At 68.7% G+C, this 15246-nt stretch carries 14 protein-coding genes and 1 pseudogene; 5 read left to right on the top strand and 10 right to left on the bottom strand.

Features of this window, described 5'->3' with window-relative positions; all coding sequences use genetic code 11:
- Position 1: 1 nt before the first annotated feature.
- Positions 2 to 847, bottom strand: coding sequence for a GntR family transcriptional regulator (locus ACZ5YA_RS15325; protein WP_059377868.1), 846 nt, complete (start codon positions 845 to 847; stop codon positions 2 to 4).
- Positions 848 to 948: 101 nt separating this feature from the next.
- On the opposite strand from ACZ5YA_RS15325, the gene ACZ5YA_RS15320 reads away from it, so the two are divergent.
- Positions 949 to 2238, top strand: a complete 1290-nt coding sequence (locus ACZ5YA_RS15320) for a hypothetical protein (protein ID WP_464092718.1) — start codon at positions 949 to 951, stop codon at positions 2236 to 2238.
- A gap of 36 nt (positions 2239 to 2274) precedes the next feature.
- Positions 2275 to 3913, top strand: a pseudogene (locus tag ACZ5YA_RS15315) (acyl-CoA synthetase).
- A gap of 22 nt (positions 3914 to 3935) precedes the next feature.
- Here the strand turns inward: ACZ5YA_RS15315 and ACZ5YA_RS15310 are convergent.
- From ACZ5YA_RS15310 to ACZ5YA_RS15285, 6 genes are all read right to left on the bottom strand, one after another.
- Positions 3936 to 5327 (bottom strand): DUF1501 domain-containing protein, encoded by a 1392-nt coding sequence (locus ACZ5YA_RS15310; protein WP_118933782.1) that lies wholly within the window; start codon positions 5325 to 5327, stop codon positions 3936 to 3938.
- Positions 5324 to 6889: a DUF1800 domain-containing protein gene (locus tag ACZ5YA_RS15305; protein ID WP_118933797.1), complete on the bottom strand. Its 1566-nt coding sequence runs from the start codon at positions 6887 to 6889 to the stop codon at positions 5324 to 5326. Before ACZ5YA_RS15305 ends, ACZ5YA_RS15310 begins: the two co-directional genes overlap by 4 nt.
- A 99-nt stretch (positions 6890 to 6988) precedes the next feature.
- The gene (locus ACZ5YA_RS15300; protein WP_118933781.1) at positions 6989 to 7693 is read right to left on the bottom strand and encodes an SDR family oxidoreductase; all 705 of its coding nucleotides are present in this window, start codon (positions 7691 to 7693) and stop codon (positions 6989 to 6991) included.
- A gap of 19 nt (positions 7694 to 7712) precedes the next feature.
- Positions 7713 to 9047, bottom strand: a complete 1335-nt coding sequence (locus ACZ5YA_RS15295; RefSeq protein ID WP_280016579.1) for a PQQ-dependent sugar dehydrogenase — start codon at positions 9045 to 9047, stop codon at positions 7713 to 7715.
- A 63-nt stretch (positions 9048 to 9110) separates the two neighbouring features.
- Positions 9111 to 10454 (bottom strand): ferredoxin reductase family protein, encoded by a 1344-nt coding sequence (locus ACZ5YA_RS15290; protein WP_464092717.1) that lies wholly within the window; start codon positions 10452 to 10454, stop codon positions 9111 to 9113.
- Between the two features lie 74 nt (positions 10455 to 10528).
- A complete protein-coding gene (locus ACZ5YA_RS15285) occupies positions 10529 to 10840 on the bottom strand; it encodes a PepSY domain-containing protein (protein ID WP_059377886.1) in 312 nt (103 codons plus the stop codon).
- A gap of 220 nt (positions 10841 to 11060) precedes the next feature.
- On the opposite strand from ACZ5YA_RS15285, the gene ACZ5YA_RS15280 reads away from it, so the two are divergent.
- The 3 genes from ACZ5YA_RS15280 to ACZ5YA_RS15270 are packed head-to-tail and all read left to right on the top strand — an operon-like array spanning position 11061 to position 13389.
- Positions 11061 to 11360, top strand: coding sequence for a PepSY domain-containing protein (locus ACZ5YA_RS15280; RefSeq protein ID WP_223283490.1), 300 nt, complete (start codon positions 11061 to 11063; stop codon positions 11358 to 11360).
- Positions 11360 to 12022 carry a response regulator transcription factor gene (locus ACZ5YA_RS15275; RefSeq protein ID WP_464092716.1) on the top strand — a complete coding sequence of 221 codons (663 nt, stop codon included), beginning with the start codon at positions 11360 to 11362 and terminating at the stop codon, positions 12020 to 12022. The genes ACZ5YA_RS15280 and ACZ5YA_RS15275 overlap by 1 nt, the downstream gene beginning before the upstream one ends.
- Positions 12019 to 13389, top strand: coding sequence for a sensor histidine kinase (locus tag ACZ5YA_RS15270; RefSeq protein WP_118933777.1), 1371 nt, complete (start codon positions 12019 to 12021; stop codon positions 13387 to 13389). Before ACZ5YA_RS15275 ends, ACZ5YA_RS15270 begins: the two co-directional genes overlap by 4 nt.
- 16 nt (positions 13390 to 13405) lie before the next feature.
- On the opposite strand, the gene ACZ5YA_RS15265 is transcribed toward ACZ5YA_RS15270, so the two are convergent.
- The 3 genes from ACZ5YA_RS15265 to murI all read right to left on the bottom strand — a co-directional run bounded on the left by ACZ5YA_RS15265 (position 13406) and on the right by murI (position 15221).
- Positions 13406 to 13834: a universal stress protein gene (locus tag ACZ5YA_RS15265; protein ID WP_251881046.1), complete on the bottom strand. Its 429-nt coding sequence runs from the start codon at positions 13832 to 13834 to the stop codon at positions 13406 to 13408.
- A gap of 16 nt (positions 13835 to 13850) precedes the next feature.
- A complete protein-coding gene (locus ACZ5YA_RS15260) occupies positions 13851 to 14276 on the bottom strand; it encodes a universal stress protein (protein ID WP_059377961.1) in 426 nt (141 codons plus the stop codon).
- A 141-nt stretch (positions 14277 to 14417) separates the two neighbouring features.
- Positions 14418 to 15221 carry a glutamate racemase gene (gene murI, locus ACZ5YA_RS15255; protein WP_059377900.1) on the bottom strand — a complete coding sequence of 268 codons (804 nt, stop codon included), beginning with the start codon at positions 15219 to 15221 and terminating at the stop codon, positions 14418 to 14420.
- Between the last annotated feature and the right edge of the window lie 25 nt (positions 15222 to 15246).

Raw genomic sequence — 15246 nt, 5'->3', positions numbered from 1 at the left:
TCTAGTTCTCCGTCGCGCCGGGTGGGTTGCGGAACTCGAGCGAGTCCGACACCTGGTCCGTCTTGCCTGCGCCGTTCAGCAGCGGCACGCGCACCGAGTACCGGACCTGGTCCGCGCGGTAATGCGACAGGCCGGACATGACCGGCCGGTCCTGTTTATCGAAATACACCAGGTGCCGCGTCAGGACCGGATCGCCGGGCAAGAGACTGAGGTAATCGGCATGTTCGGCCTGCACCGCGCCGCCCTCGATCTTGAGGTTGCCGTAGGCCAGTTCGACCTGACGGCCGATCAGCTCGAGCAAGGAGCCGGCTTCGGCCTGGCGGGCGTCGATGTGCGGGATGCGGTCGGTGCGCACATAGCGGTAGTCGATCGAGATCGGCACCTGTTGGACCGTGCGCAGGCGCAGGATGCTCCAGACCGGCGTGCCGGGCGCCACGTCCAGTTCGCGCGCCACGGCGGCCGAGGCAGGTTCCTGCGCGCAATGCAGCACCCGCAGGCTGAGGGGGCGGCCATGGGCGGACCATTGGTCGATGAAATCCATGGCCGGGCTGAACTGCTCGTCGATCTTGGGGGCGCAGACAAAGGTGCCGGAGCCGCGCACCCGCCGCAGATAGCCTTCGTCCACCAGTTCCTGGATCGCCTGGCGCACCGTCATGCGGCTGACGTTGAATTGTTCGCTCAGTTCGTGATCGGTGTGGAAGCGGTCGCTTTCCTGCTGCCAGTTCAGGATCATCATCAGCACGCGCCGCTTGATCTGCACATAGAGCGGCAGAGGGGAGTCGCGGTCCAGCGCCACGGGGCTGCTGGAGACGGGGGACTCGCTGCGGACGTTCGTAAGAGTGGACATGACAGCTGGTTTCCGGAATATGTATATAGGATTTGTATATTTGTCTAGTTAACTAGACTTTATGATATATTGATTTCGAAAGTCAAGTACGGATTAGCGATATGAATATTTCTACGCTCGACCTTGCGCTGGCGCTTGCGCCGCATAGCCTGGATGCCGTTCTGTCCTTTGATCAGCCCGCCTCGCTGGACCGGGCGGACGTGCTCATATGGAATCCCGCCGGCCTGTACCCCGTGCTGGAGGCGGCCTGCGAACGCGCCGATCCGCCGGTGCTGGGCGTGGGCGCGTCGGAATGGCTGCTGGCTACCAGCCGCCACTGGCGCGAGCAATTCAAGCGCCTGCTGGCCGCGGGCGGCACGCTGGCGGTGCTGGTGCCCGCGCCGCGCACGGTGGGCGTGCACACCTTGCAGGACATCCTTCCCTACGACTGGTCCGATCCGCTCTGGCCGCGGACGGTGCGCAGCCAGCCGATAGATGGCGATGCGCTGCCGCGGCAGGCGGGCGAGCCTTTCCGCACGCTCTTCACCGAAGCCGCGCGCTGTTTCCAGCCCTGCGCGACACTGGCCGAGGCGCCGGGCGCAAGCATCCTCGAGGATGGCCAGGGCATGACGCTGGCGAGCTACGCCAGCGAACCGCCGGGCCGCCTGCTGCTGCTGCCGGCGCTGGCCCCGGATCTGGCGCAGGACGAGGCCGGCTCGGCGCTGTTCCTGCAGGAGTTGCGCCGCTGCATCGAACGCCTGGGCCAGCGCAGCGGCGTGCGTCTGGCGGGGTGGCTGGACCTGCAGCGCGGCCCGGCAGACGAGCAACTGCACGCCCGCCGCGCGCAATGCCTGCGCGAGCGCCACGCGCTCGACCTGGAATTGCAGGAACTGGACCGCGCCATGGCCGAACGGGACTTCTTCAAACAGCTGCTTGCCGGCGAAGGCCTGGGGGCGGGGCTGGCGGCCGCGGAAGTCTTCCGCCGCAAGAGCGCGCCAGTGCATGCGGACTGGGTAGAGAAAGACCTGCACATCGTCGAACTCGACCAGCGCAACCTGCTGCTCAAAGTGCGCCTGGCGGACGAGCCGCTGGACGCCGCGGCGCTGCGCCGGCTGGAAGACGCCCGCGTGCGGGTGGCGGATTACTTTTCCCGGCCCACGTCCATCCTGGTCGCGGACTGCGCCGACAACGCCTTGCCGCCGTCCGCGCGCGCGCCGCGCCGGCATGCCGTGCTGGAGGGCCTGGACGATGCCTATGTGCTGAACGGGCTGCACCTGTATGGCTGGCATCTGGAAACTTCCGGCGACAGTCCCGACCGCCTGCTGCAGCGCTTGATGCAGGCGGACGCGGACCTGAGCGATTCCCTGCTGCGCGCGACGCTGCGCGGCCTGACCCCGCTAGCCGACGCCTGAAGGGCGCGGTGAGCGTTTCGCTTCTGTGAGACTCCGATGCCCGCCGACACCCACGACCATCATGCGCAGGATATCGAACGCAACAGCGCCAACCATCTGGCGCTTTCGCCGCTGACCTTCATCGAGCGCGCGGCGAAGGTCTATCCGGAACGCACCGCCATCGTCCACGGCGCGCTGCGCCAGAGCTGGCGCGAAACCTATGCGCGCTGCCGCCGGCTGGCCAGCGGGCTGGCGCGCCTGGGCGTGCGGCCCGGCGATACGGTGGCCGTGATGGCGCCCAACATCCCGGCGCTGTACGAGGCCCATTTCGGCGTCGCCATGGCGGGCGCGGTGCTCAACGCCCTGAACACCCGGCTGGACGCGGAGACGCTGTCCTTCATCCTGGAGCATGGCGCGGCGGCGGTGCTGCTGACGGACCGCGAGTACGCGCCCGTCATGGCGCAGGCGCTGGCCAAGACCCGCAGGCGGATCCGCGTGGTGGATATCGACGATCCCGAATACGGCGGGCCGGGCGAGCCGATCGGCGAAATGAACTACGAAGCGCTGCTGGAGATGGGCGACGCGGCGGCCGAATTTGCGTGGCCGGAGGACGAATGGCAATCGCTGTGCCTGAACTACACCTCCGGCACCACTGGCAGCCCCAAGGGCGTGCTGTACCACCATCGCGGCGCCTATCTGAATGCGATGGGCAACGCCTTGGCCTGCGATATGCGCCAGCATGCCGTGTACCTCTGGACCCTGCCGATGTTCCACTGCAACGGCTGGAGCTTTCCCTGGACCATCGCGCTGCTGGCGGGAACCAATGTCTGCCTGCGGCGGGTCGAGGCCGGCGCCATCTTCGACGCCATCCAGGCGCATGGGGTCGATTATTTCTGCGCCGCGCCGGTGGTGCTGGGCATGCTCATCAACAGCCCGCCCGAAATCAAGCGGCGCGCGATCCGGCCGGTGCAGGTGCTCACCGGCGGCTCTCCGCCTCCGGCCGCCGTCATCGCGGCGATGGACGAACTGGGCATAGACGTCACGCACCTGTACGGCCTCACGGAGAGCTACGGTCCGTCGATCAGTTGCGCCTGGCATGAAGCCTGGAGCGACCTGCCGCTGGATGAACAGGCGGCGCTCAAGGCCCGCATCGGCGTGCGCAAGCACACGATGGAACAGGTCCGCGTGCTGGATCCCGCCACGATGGAACCGGTGCCGCCGGACGGCGTTACCGTGGGCGAGATCATGATGCGCGGCAATACGCTCATGAAGGGCTATCTGAAGAATCCGCAGGCCACGGCCGAGGCCTTCGCGGGAGGCTGGTTTCACACCGGCGATCTGGGCGTGGTGCACCCCGACGGCTACATGCAGATCAAGGACCGCGCCAAGGATATCGTGATATCAGGCGGCGAGAACATATCGACCGTCGAGGTCGAGGATGCGTTGTACGCGCATCCCGCCGTACTGGAAGCCGCCGTGGTGGCGCGGCCGGATGCCAAGTGGGGCGAGACGCCTTGCGCCTTCGTCACGCTGAAGGAGGGCGGCGTCGCGACGGCGGAGGAGCTGGCCAGTTTCTGCCGGGGGCCGCCTGGCCGGCTTCAAGGTGCCGCGCACTTTCGTGTTCGGCCCGTTGCCCAAGACCGCCACGGGCAAGATCCAGAAGTATCTGCTGCGCGAACAGGCGCGACAGCTGTGAATTCGTCGCCGCCGGCGCGGCTTTACGCGCGCTGCAGCAAATCCAGCGCATGCGCGTCAAAGCGTCGCAGGTTCGGGAACACCAGCCCCAGGTCCTCGCGGCTGGCGCCGAACCAGCCGCCCAGTGACGCGCCGAGCTGATCCACGGCCAGGGTCGGCAAGAGGCGGCCGTTGTCGACGAAGCCGGGGCCGTCCAGGGCGATTTCGGGGTGGTTGCCGTAGTAGCGTCCGCCCTTGACCGCCCCGCCCAGCACGAAGTGGTGCGAGCCCCAGCCATGGTCGGAGCCGTTGCCGTTGGAACCCAGGGTGCGGCCGAACTCGGAGGCGGTGAAGGTGGTCACTTGGTCCGCCACTCCTATCGCGGACAAGGCCTGCTGGAACGCGGCCAGTGCCTGGCCCAGTTCCTTCAGCAACGCCGGGTGGGTGTCGTTCAGGCCGGAGTGGTTGTCGTAGCCGTTCTGCGAGACGAAGAAAACCTGGCGGCGCGCGCCCAGCGCCTGCCTGGCCGCGATGATGCGGGCGACGATCTTCAGCTGCTGCGCCAGGGGCGACGAGAAGTCGCCCGGCACGGCCACGTCCGCGAGCGCTGCGCGCAGGCGGCCGTCGGCGTCGATGGACTGGGCGGCGATGCGCGACATCTCGCGCTCCATCAGGTGTTCGCGCGGCTGCGTGATCAGCTGGCGCAGCAAGGCCGTGCAGGCGCTGGATCCATACATGTCGCGGCCCAGCAGGTCTATCTGCGTGGAGCCGTGGATGCCTACGCGGTATCCGGCGATCTTGCGTCCGGCCAGCAGCACGCTGCTGCCGCCCGCGGTGATGCCCGTGAAGGTGCGCTGCGCGTTGGCGTCGGCGAACAGATCGGTCAGCCTTCCGGCCCAGCCCGACGCCGCGCCTTCCGGCGCCAGCGCCTGCCAGTACGACTGCTGGTCGTTGTGCGAGAACAGCTTGGGCGGCAGGGGGACACGCGCGCCTATGTATTCCTGCTTGGATGTGGGTACAACCAGCGGGCCTATGTTCAGCAGCACCGCCATGTCGCCGCTTTCATACAAGGGCTTGAGCGGCGCCAGCGATGGCGCCAGCGCGAACTGGGCGCCGCCGGGCGCGGGCTCCTTGCCGCGCAGCGCCGTGGCCTGCAGGGTGTTGCGCGGCAAGGCGATGTCGGTGCGCGCCTGGGCGTAGGCCTTGTAGGCGGCCGTGTCATAGGGCACCAGCGAGTTGTAGGGGTCGTTGCCGCCGTACAGGAACACGCAGACCAGCGCCTTGTACGAGGAGGCCGGCGCCGATTGCGCCGCGGCCGCGCCCAGGGCCGCCAGGTTCAGCGCCAGCGGCGCGGCGGCGCCCGTGGCGCCCAGCGCGCAGGCGCGCAGCAGGAATTCGCGGCGGCTGGTTTGCGCGTCGTGGCGGGAATTCTTCATTTCTGCACCAGGTATTCGGGGCTAGCGGCCACCAGCATGATGGCGGCGCGCACGCGGTCGCGCGGCCGGCCCGCGGGTATCGTGGCCACGGCGCGCGCAATGCTGCCGGCGGTCTCGGCGGAATAGGCATCGCCCGCCAGCAGCAGCGCCACCCGCGCCACCAGGGCGGCCGGATCCTGCGCCAGCGCGATCTCGGCGGCGTAGGGCGTCTGCAGATCCTCCCAGCCCCGGTCCACATAGATGGCCAGGAAATTCAGGTAGCCGGCAATGCTGGTTTCGTCGGTGATCTGCAGTTCCGGCGCGACCAGATGCCGGCGCGCCAGCTCGGTCACCGGCGGCACGTAGCGCGGGCGGAAGAAATTGAAGACGCTGGCCGACCGCATCGGGCTCTGGGCCAGCCGGATCGTGTTGTCGGTGGTGTCCGGCATGGCCCAGGCGCCGTTGTTGGAGGTGGCGCCGAAGGCCCGCGCCCAGGCCGCGAAGCGCACGATGGGCTCGCGCACCTTGCCCCAGCCGGGCGCGGCCAGGTCCGGGTTGCGCGCCTCGGGGTCCAGCAGGACGGCGCGCACCACGGCTTTCAGGTTGCCGCGCGTGCCGCTGCCGTCGTCGTCGAAGGCGGCCGACACGCGCGCGACATAGGCGCGGCTGGGATTGCTGGTGACCAGCCGCTGGATCAACTGCGTGCCGATGAAGGGCCCCACGTTGGGATGGGCGCAGATCACCTCCATGGCGCGCTTGAGCGACAGGTGGCCGTCGGTCCCCGCCGGCACCACCGCGCCTAGAAAGCGCTTTTCAGCCAGCGAGTGCAGCGCGTTGTTCAGGGCCATGGGGCGCCGGTGGAATTCGACGTCGGTTTCCGGGCCGTTGATGTCCCAGCCGGTGAACACCTTGGCCAGTCCCTGCACGTCGGCGTTGGTGTAGGTCTCGACGGGTGCGCCGTTGACCATCCGGACGGACCCGTCCGCCTCCAGCTCCAACAGGCCGATGCTGAACAACTGCATGACCTCGCGGGCGTAGTTCTCGTCCGGATGACGGCCGGTCTTGGGATCTTCCTTGCGGTTGCCGCGATAGGTCAGCATGCAGCCCATCGACAGGTTTTGGGTGACGGCCGTCAGCAGCTGCCGGTAATTGCCCAGGGCATGTTCCGCCAACAGGTCCATGAAACCCGCGGCGCCGAACAGCGGCCAGGACGCGGTGATGGACGATACGCCCACCACGAAGATCTCCGACAGCGCGAACGCCACCCGCGTGCGGACCTGATCCGGGGCGGAGATGAACTTGCGCCACAGCGTGGATTCCAGCGGCGCGTTGATGCCGTTGCCCTTGAATTCCTCGGTGTTCTTGCGCTGCTGCAGCAGCCAGTCGAAATGGGTCTGCGACGGCGGCATGGCCAGCTGCGCGTCCAGCCAGGCCGCGTAGCCGTCGCGCACCACGGCGTCGATGTCGGCGGGCGTGGGGCCGAACGTGGCCTGCGCCAGGAAACGGGAAGCCTGGCCCGGGGTCGGTTTTGCAGGGGAAGTATCGGCGGACTGCGGCGCAGCCGCTGACGGCGTAGCGGACATGCGCGGCACCTCGTCGAATGCGAAAACCTACGGTACTGAAGCCCCGGGCGGGCTTCAATACCGTCATTCGGACGAGAGACTAGTCCTAAAGCATGAGCTTCAGACCGAGCGCGTGATGCCGCCGTCGATGCGGATGTTCTGGCCGGTGATGTAGGAAGAAGCGTCGGAAGCGAGGAACGCGATCAGGTCGGCGACTTCTTCGGCGGTGCCGTAGCGGCCCATCGGAATGCGCGTGCGGCGGTCTTCCTTTTCCGGCAGGCTGTCGATGAAGCCGGGCAGCACGTTGTTCATCCGCACATTGTGTGCGGCGTACTCGTCGGCGAACACCTTGGTGAAGGCGGCCAGCCCGGCGCGGAACACGCCCGACGTCGGGAACAGCGCTTCGGGTTCGAAGGTGGCGTAGGTCGAAATATTGACGATGGCGCCGGACTTCTGCTGTTTCATCACCGGCGCGACCAGGCGCGCGATGCGCACCACGTTCAGCAGATAGAACTCCATGCCCAGGTGCCAGTCCTCGTCGCTGATCTCCAGCAGCGGACCCTTGGGGCCGTGGCCGGCGCTGTTGACCACGGCATCGATCCTGCCCCATTTCTGCTGGGTGGCGTCCACCAGCCGCGCCAGGTCCTCGGGCGAGCGGTTGGACCCCGTGACGCCCAGGCCGCCCAGTTCCTGCGCCAGGGCTGCGCCCTTGCCGGAGGAGGACAGGATGGCCACGCGCCAGCCGTCGGCCGCCAGTTTGCGCGCCGCCGCCGCGCCCATGCCGCTGCCGCCGGCGGTGACGATCGCCACTTTTTCCGTGCTCATGCTCACTCCTGGTCTTGAATTATTTGGGAGCGGCCATTGTAGAAGCGGGAGCGACCCGCCACACCACATTGCCGACGTCGTCGGCGGTCAGCAGGCCGCCCTGGCGGTCTATCGCCACCCCTACCGGCCGGCCCTGGGCTTCGCCGCTTTCGTTCAGAAAGCCCGTCAGCACGTCGCGCGCCGGCCCGTCGGGCTTGCCGTCGCGAAAGGGCACGAAGATGACCTTGTAGCCGCTGCGCGGATCGCGGTTCCATGAGCCGTGCTGGCCCACGAACATGCCGTCCGTGTAGGGCGCGGGCAGGCGCGACCCGCCCGACCAGGCCAGCCCCAGCGAGGCGGTGTGCGGACCCAGCGCGTAGTCGGGCACGATGGCGCGCGCCACCAGGTCGGGGCGCGGCGGCTGGACCCGGGTGTCGACGTGCTGGCCGAAGTAGCTGTAGGGCCAGCCGTAGAAGCCGCCGTCCCGCACCGAGGTCATGTAGTCGGGCACCAGGTCGCTACCCAGTTCGTCGCGCTCGTTGACGGCCGTCCACAGCGTCTTGCCGTCGGGCGCCCAGGCCATGCCCACGGGGTTGCGCAGACCGGTGGCGTACAGGCGCTTGTTGCCGCTGGCCACGTCGATTTCCCAGATGGCGGCGCGGCCCTCTTCGATGTCCATGCCGTTTTCGCCGACATTGCTGTTGGATCCCACGGACACATACAGTTTGCGGCCGTCGGGGCTGGCCAGCAGGTTCTTGGTCCAGTGATGATTCAGGCCCGCCGGCAGGTCGGTGACCTTGACGCCGGGGGCGCTGATGCGTTCTTGGCCGTTTTCGTAGGGAAAGCGCAGCACGGCGTCGGCATTGGCGACATACAGCTGGTTGCCGATCAAGGCCATGCCGAAGGGCGAGTTCAGGCCGTCGAGCAAGACGCTGCGCGTTTCGGCGACGCCGTCGTGGTCGGCATCGCGCAGCAGGGTGATGCGGTTCGCGCTCGGGGTCCGGGCGCCGGCGCGTTTCATCACCAGGCCGGCGACCCAGGCCTTGAAGCCGCCGGAAGCCGATTCGGGCTTGGGCGGCGCATTGGTCTCGGCCACCAGCACGTCGCCGTTGGGCAGCACGTACAGCCAGCGTGGATGGTCCAGGCCGCTGGCGAACTGCGTCACCGCCAGGCCGCTGGCTGCCACCGGATGCGCACCCGCGGGCCAGCCGACGGCCTTGGCGGTCTTCACGGTGGGGATGGCGGTGGGATTGGGGGCGGGCAGCTGGGGCGACGGACCCATGCCGGCTTCGACCGGCAGCGTGGCCATTTCGCCGCAGGCGTTGAGCGTGGCGGCGGCCATCACGGCGGCCAGCAGGATGCGGGGTGTGGGCATGACGCATGTTCCGGGGGCGGTGAGGTCCATCATACGCTTGGACCTCCGCGGACCCTGGGGCGATCAGCGCATCTGGAACGCTTCCTGATGCCAGCGCACGGGCTGGGCGCCCAGCTTGCGCAGGCCGCGCCTGAGAGCGTCGGCCAGGCCGGCGGGCCCGCAGAACCAGACGTCGGCGACACGGCCCGCCGCCACCTCGCCCTGCGCCAGCGTACCGGCCGTCAGCGTGTCGCCGTCGCGCGCGTTGTGGATGGCGAGCGTCACGCCGTCCAGCGCTGCGCAGCGTTCCTTGAGCAACGGCACGAAGGGATCGGTTGCAGCGTCGCGCACGCAGTAGTGCAGCCACACGCGCGGCGTCGGGGCCTGCCGGTCCTGCAGCGCCTCCAACCATGCGAGAAACGGCGTGACACCGATACCGCCCGCCACCCAGACCTGCGACGTCGAGGCCGCGTCCGGGGTCAATTGAAAGCGCCCGTATGGGCCTTCGACAGTTACCGGCTGGCCGATGCGCAGCGTGCGCGCCAGGCTGCGGGTGTAATCGCCCAGCGCCTTGATCTGGAACGTGACGCGGCGTTCGCCCTGATGCGGGGCGCTGGCGATGGTGTAGGGATGGGCGCCTTCCTTGCGGTCGAACGTGACGAAGGCGAACTGTCCCGCCTGGTGCGGCTGCCAATTGCCGTCGAGTTCGCAGCTGACCTCCAGGATGCCGCCTGGCTGGTGCGTCAGCGACACGATCCTGCCTTGCGCGCGGCGGCCGCTGCCCACGCGTCCCAGCAGCGCCACCAGCGCGGCATAGGAACCGGCGACCAGCAGCGGAATCAGCAGCAGGCCGACGGGGCCGCTCCAGTAGCGCGCGGGCGCCAGCGCCGCCGTGTGGAACGCCAACGCCAGGAACAGCACAGGCATTGCGCGGTGCAGGAGACGCCATCCGCGGTAGGGAAAGCGCCGCCACAAGGTGATTGCGAGCATCGCGAGCAGCAGGTAGATCGACCATTCGCCCAGGTCCTTGGCCAGGCCGCGCGAGCTTTCAAAGAGCGTCAGCACGACGTCGCGGGCGGGGCGGTTGCCCGCGTCCGCCAGGCTTTTCAACGGGCCGCTGGCCAGCTTCAGCAACCAATGCGCGGCGCCTGCTGACACGGCGAGGATGCCGGCCCATTTATGCAGCCGGTAGATCTTGTCCATGCCGCCCAGCGGACGCTCCAGCCACGCGGGCCGCAGCGCCAGCAGCATGATCAAGGCCATCAGGCCGATGGACCAGACGCCGGTGAGGTAGAGGCCTTGCTGGCGCGCCACCCAGTACCAGGCGCCGGCGGCCGGCGGCTGCAGGATGAACGCGTCCAGGCCCCAGGCCAGGGTGAGGACTAGCAAGAAGCCGCCTACGGCGGCGCCGGTTCCTATCGGTTTCATGATGGCATCCGTGTTGGGGCGCTCGGCCCGCCGGATGCGGGCGGAGCGTGGAAAGGCGCGCGGGCGCCGGCGCTTCAGTCCTTGATGCGGCTGCGCAGGACGGCGCCGCTCTGGGCATCGACCCGCAGCTTCACGCGCTGGCCTTGGGCGTTGTCGGCCTTGACGTCGTAGCGGCCGTGCTCGAGCTCGATCTCGGTGATGTTGCGATAACCAGCGGCGGTCAGCGTGTCGTAGATCTGGCGCACGGTCAGCGTCGCGTTGGCGGGCGCCGTGGCGGCGGGCTGGACCGGCGCCGGGGCGGGCGTCTGGGCGTGCACGGCGGCGGCGCCGGTCAGGGTTGCGGCGCCAAGCGCCAGGGCGGCCAGGGTGTTGCGGATTGCGGTCATGGAATGGCTCCTAGGTTGTTGCGGGTTGCCGGAATGGCGACCATGACCGCATTATTCGGGTGTGCGGATGAACCAATTCTGAAGCTGCCGTTCACGTGCCGTTCATTTTCCAGGCGCTATAAATGGGCGGACAATCGCCGCTCATGGCGAACTCCGAATTGCGAAAGGAAACATGACCCGAGCAACGCGTACCCGAATCTGGCTGTCCTGCGGCGCGCTGATGCTGGCGCTGGCCGCGGGCCCCAACGCGGGGCTGGCCGATGAAAGCGACCATGAACAGGCGCGCCAGGCCTTGCAGGCCGGCAAGGTGCTGCCCCTGCGCTCGGTGCTGGACATCGTCGAGCGCGATTATCCGGGGCAGGTGGTCAAGGTCGAATTCGAAGAGGACGACGGCGAGTTCATCTACGAGATCCGGCTGCTGCAGAGCGGCGGCCGGCTGGTCAAGCTGAAGATCGACGCGCGCGACGGCAAGGTGCTGGGCGTGAAGGGACGCGACATCCAATTCCGGGACAAGCACTGATGCGCATACTCGTAGTGGAAGACGAACCGACGCTGGCGACGCAACTGGCCGACGCCTTGCGCCAGGCCGGCTATACCGTCGACACCGCCGCGGACGGCGGAACGGCCCAGTACATGGGCGCGGTCGAGGCCTACGACGTGGTGGTGCTGGACCTGGGCCTGCCGGTGATGGACGGCCTGACCGTGCTCAAGCAGTGGCGAGCCGGCGGCCAGGGCATGCCGGTGCTGATCCTCACGGCGCGCGACAACTGGCACGAGAAGGTTGCCGGCATCGATGCCGGGGCGGACGATTACCTGACCAAGCCCTTCCACATGGAAGAGCTGCTGGCGCGGGTGCGGGCGCTCTTGCGCCGCTCCAGCAGCCACGCCAGCGCGCAATGGCGCTGCGGCCCGCTGATGCTGGACACGCGCCTGGCCAAGGTCACGGTGGACGGGCAGGCGCTGTCCCTTACCAGCCATGAATTCAAAGTGCTGGCCGTGCTGATGCAGCGCGCGGGCGAAGTGATTTCGCGCAGCGAGCTGACCGAGCATGTCTACGCCCAGGACCAGGACCGCGATTCCAACACCATCGATGTGTTCATCGCGCGGCTGCGCAAGAAGCTGCCGCCCGACACCATCGAAACCGTGCGCGGCCTGGGCTACCGCCTGGCCGGCGGCGCATGATGCCGCAGCGCGCGCCGGGCTCGCTGCGCTGGCGCTTGCTTGCCGGCACGCTGGCCTGGATCCTGGTCACGGTGGTGCTGGCCGGATGGGGCCTGGGCAGCCTGTTCCGCCAGCACATCACCGAACAATTGCGCGCCGAACTGACCCTGCACCTGAACCAGCTGACAGCCGCGGTAAACACCAGCCCGGATGGCCGCCTGGTGGTGTCGCCGCCCTTGAGCGACCCGCGGCTGGAACAGCCGCTGTCCGGCCTGTACTGGCAGATCGACCGGCTCGACGAACAGGGCCGCGCGGTGGCCGTGGGCGCGGCGCGCTCGCGGTCGCTCTGGGACCAGGTGCTGGCGCTGCCCGCCGCGGACAGCGCCGACGGGGCGTATGAAATCGCGGGGCCGGAAAAGCATAGCCTGACGGCCCTGACGCGCACGCTGGAACCGGCCGAGACCGAGGCAGCGCCGCTGCGCCTGATCGTGGCGGCCGACAGCCAGGTGTTGGCCGAGCCGATCGAACGCTTCAACCATATGCTGTTGATTTCGCTGGGTGCGCTGGCGGCAGGCTTGACGCTGGCGGCCGTGGTCCAGGTCCTGGTCGGGTTGCGGCCGCTGGCCAAGCTCAGGCGGCAGCTCGCCGGGCAGCAAGGGGGCGCCAGCGTGCGCATCGAAGGCCGTTTTCCCAGCGAAATCCAGCCGCTGGTCGACGACTTCAACCGCGTCCTGGCCGTCAATGCCGACATGGTGCAGCGCGCGCGCACGCAGGCCGGCAATCTGGCGCACGCGGTGAAAACGCCGCTGACGATCCTGGGCAATGCCGCGGCGCGCGAGGAAGGGCCGCTGGCGGCGCTGGTGCAGGAGCAGGTCGGCATGGCGCGCCGCCAGATCGACTATCACCTGGCGCGCGCCCGCGCCGCCGCCGCGTCCGGCGCGGCAGACAGCCGCACGCCGCTGCGCAAGCCCATCGAGGGGCTGCTGCGGGTCATGCAGCGCTTGTATGCGCAGCGCGGACTGCAGCTGGAAATGCCGGCGTTCGCCGACGGCCTTGTGTTCCGCGGCGAAGAACAGGATCTGCAGGAGATGGTCGGCAACCTGCTGGACAATGCCTGCAAATGGGCCGAGCGCCAGGTGCAGGTGAGCGCCAGCGCCGCCGGGCCGGGTCAGTTGCTCATCCAGATCGACGATGACGGCCCCGGCATTGCCGACGACGAGCGCGAACGCATCTTCCTGCGCGGCGTGCGCATGGATGAACAGCGTCCCGGATCGGGCCTGGGCCTGGATATCGTGCGCGACCTGGCCAGCACCTATGGCGGCCAGGCGCGCGCCGAGCGCTCGCCGCTGGGCGGCTTGAGGGTGTCGTTGTGGCTGCCGGCCGCCTGAGGCCGGCGTCCGGGGCTTACTTGACCAGCGTGACCGGCACTTCGGCCAGTTGCAGCACCTGATTGGCGACCGAGCCGATCAGGATGTTCGTCAGCGAGCCATTGCCGCGCGTGCCCATGACGATGCGGGCGCAGCCATGATCGTGGGCGTATCCGGCGATTTCCGTGGCCGTATGGCCAAATGCCACGTGGCTGGTGTAGTCGGCGCCGGTCACATCCAGCAGCTTGCGCGCCTCGTCCGCGGCTTCCTGGCCTTCGCGCAGGTAGAACTCGTCGATCATGTCCTGCGTAATCAGGCGCGACAGGCCGGCGCGGCCTTGCACGGGCGTCTGGACGTTGAGCAGATGGATGCGCGCGGCGCCAGCGCCTTGGGCGAGCTGGCGGGCGTACAGGACGGCGCGGTTGGCGTTGTCGGAGCCGTCGACAGGGACCAGGATGTTCAGCATGGATGCTCCTTGACGGTTACTTGACCAGGGTGACGGGCAACTCCGTCAGATGCAGGACGCGGGTCGCGACCGAGCCCAGGAACCAGGACGACACCGAGCCCAGCCCGCGCGAGCCCATGTAGATTTCATCCGCGTCGGATTCGTCGGCCACGCGCACGATGGTCTCGGCGGCGGCGCCTATTTCGATGTGGGTCTGGAAGGGCACGCCGGCCCGGGTCAGCAATTCGCTGGCGGCTTGCAGCGCGTTGCGGCCTTCTTCCTCGTGATAGGCGTCGATCTCGGCCTGCGACAGGCCGCGGCCGATCTTGCCGGCTTTCAGGGGGATCTGGACCGTCAGGAGCTCCACGCGTTCGACGGGATCGTAGCTGCGGGCGTCGAGCAGGGCTTGGACCGCATGGACGGCGGGCTGCGAGCCGTCCACGGGAATCAGGATGCGTTTCATGAGCGTCTCCTTGTGTGCGCCGCGGGCGGCGTTGTAGTCCACTGTATCCGAATTATTCGCCGATTCGGACAGGCGCGTCATGCGCGGGATCAAACCAGGCGCAATCAGCCCGCGCCACCGGGCGGCGGACCCGACGCAAAGTCAGCGCCAGCGCGGCTCCAGGACGTGCGCGTCGGCAGCCTGCCCGAGCAGGCGGACGGCCAGCGCGCCCAGCGCCTCGGCCGAGCCGCTGGTCTCCAGGCGCAGTCCGCCCGGGCCGCTGGCGCGCAGCAGGCCGCGCTCCTGCAGCTGGTGGCGCAGCCGGCGCGCCACCGGGGCGCCCGTTTCCAGCAACGGCACATCGGCGCCGGCGGCCGCCTGGATCGCGTCGCGCAGGAAGGGAAAGTGGGTGCAGCCCAGCACCAGCACGTCGGCGCCGGCCCCGCGCAATTCCGCCACGGGCGCGCGCACCGCGGCCTCGGCCTGGGGGCCGCTGAGCACGCCTTGCTCCACCAGCCGCACCCACTCGGGGCAAGGCCTGAACAGGATGCGGACTTCGGGCGCCTCGCGCTGGACCAGGGCGGCGAATTTGGGGCTGGCCAGGGTGCCGGTGGTGGCGAACACGCCGACCACGCCGCTCGTGGTCAGGTGCGCGGCGGGCTTGATGGCCGGCTCCACGCCGATGATGATCAGCTGCGGATGGCGTAGGCGCAACTGGGCGATGGCGGCCGCGGTGGCCGTATTGCAGGCCACCACCATGGCCTTGGCCTGGCGCGACACGAAGTAATCGGCGATCGTGCTGGCGCGCTGCTCGACGTAGTCCTGCGTTTTTTCGCCATAGGGCACGTGGGCGGAGTCGGCTACGTACAGCAGGGATTCGTGGGGCAGGGCGTCGCGGATGGCGCGCAGCACGCTCAGGCCGCCGACGCCGGAGTCGTAGATGCCTATGGGTGAATCTGGAGTCATGGCTGCAATGCGGAGTGCGGGTGCC

The organism is Achromobacter sp. JCM 18799, assembly GCF_055395645.1.
This window is presented reverse-complemented; position numbering and strand designations above follow the sequence as displayed.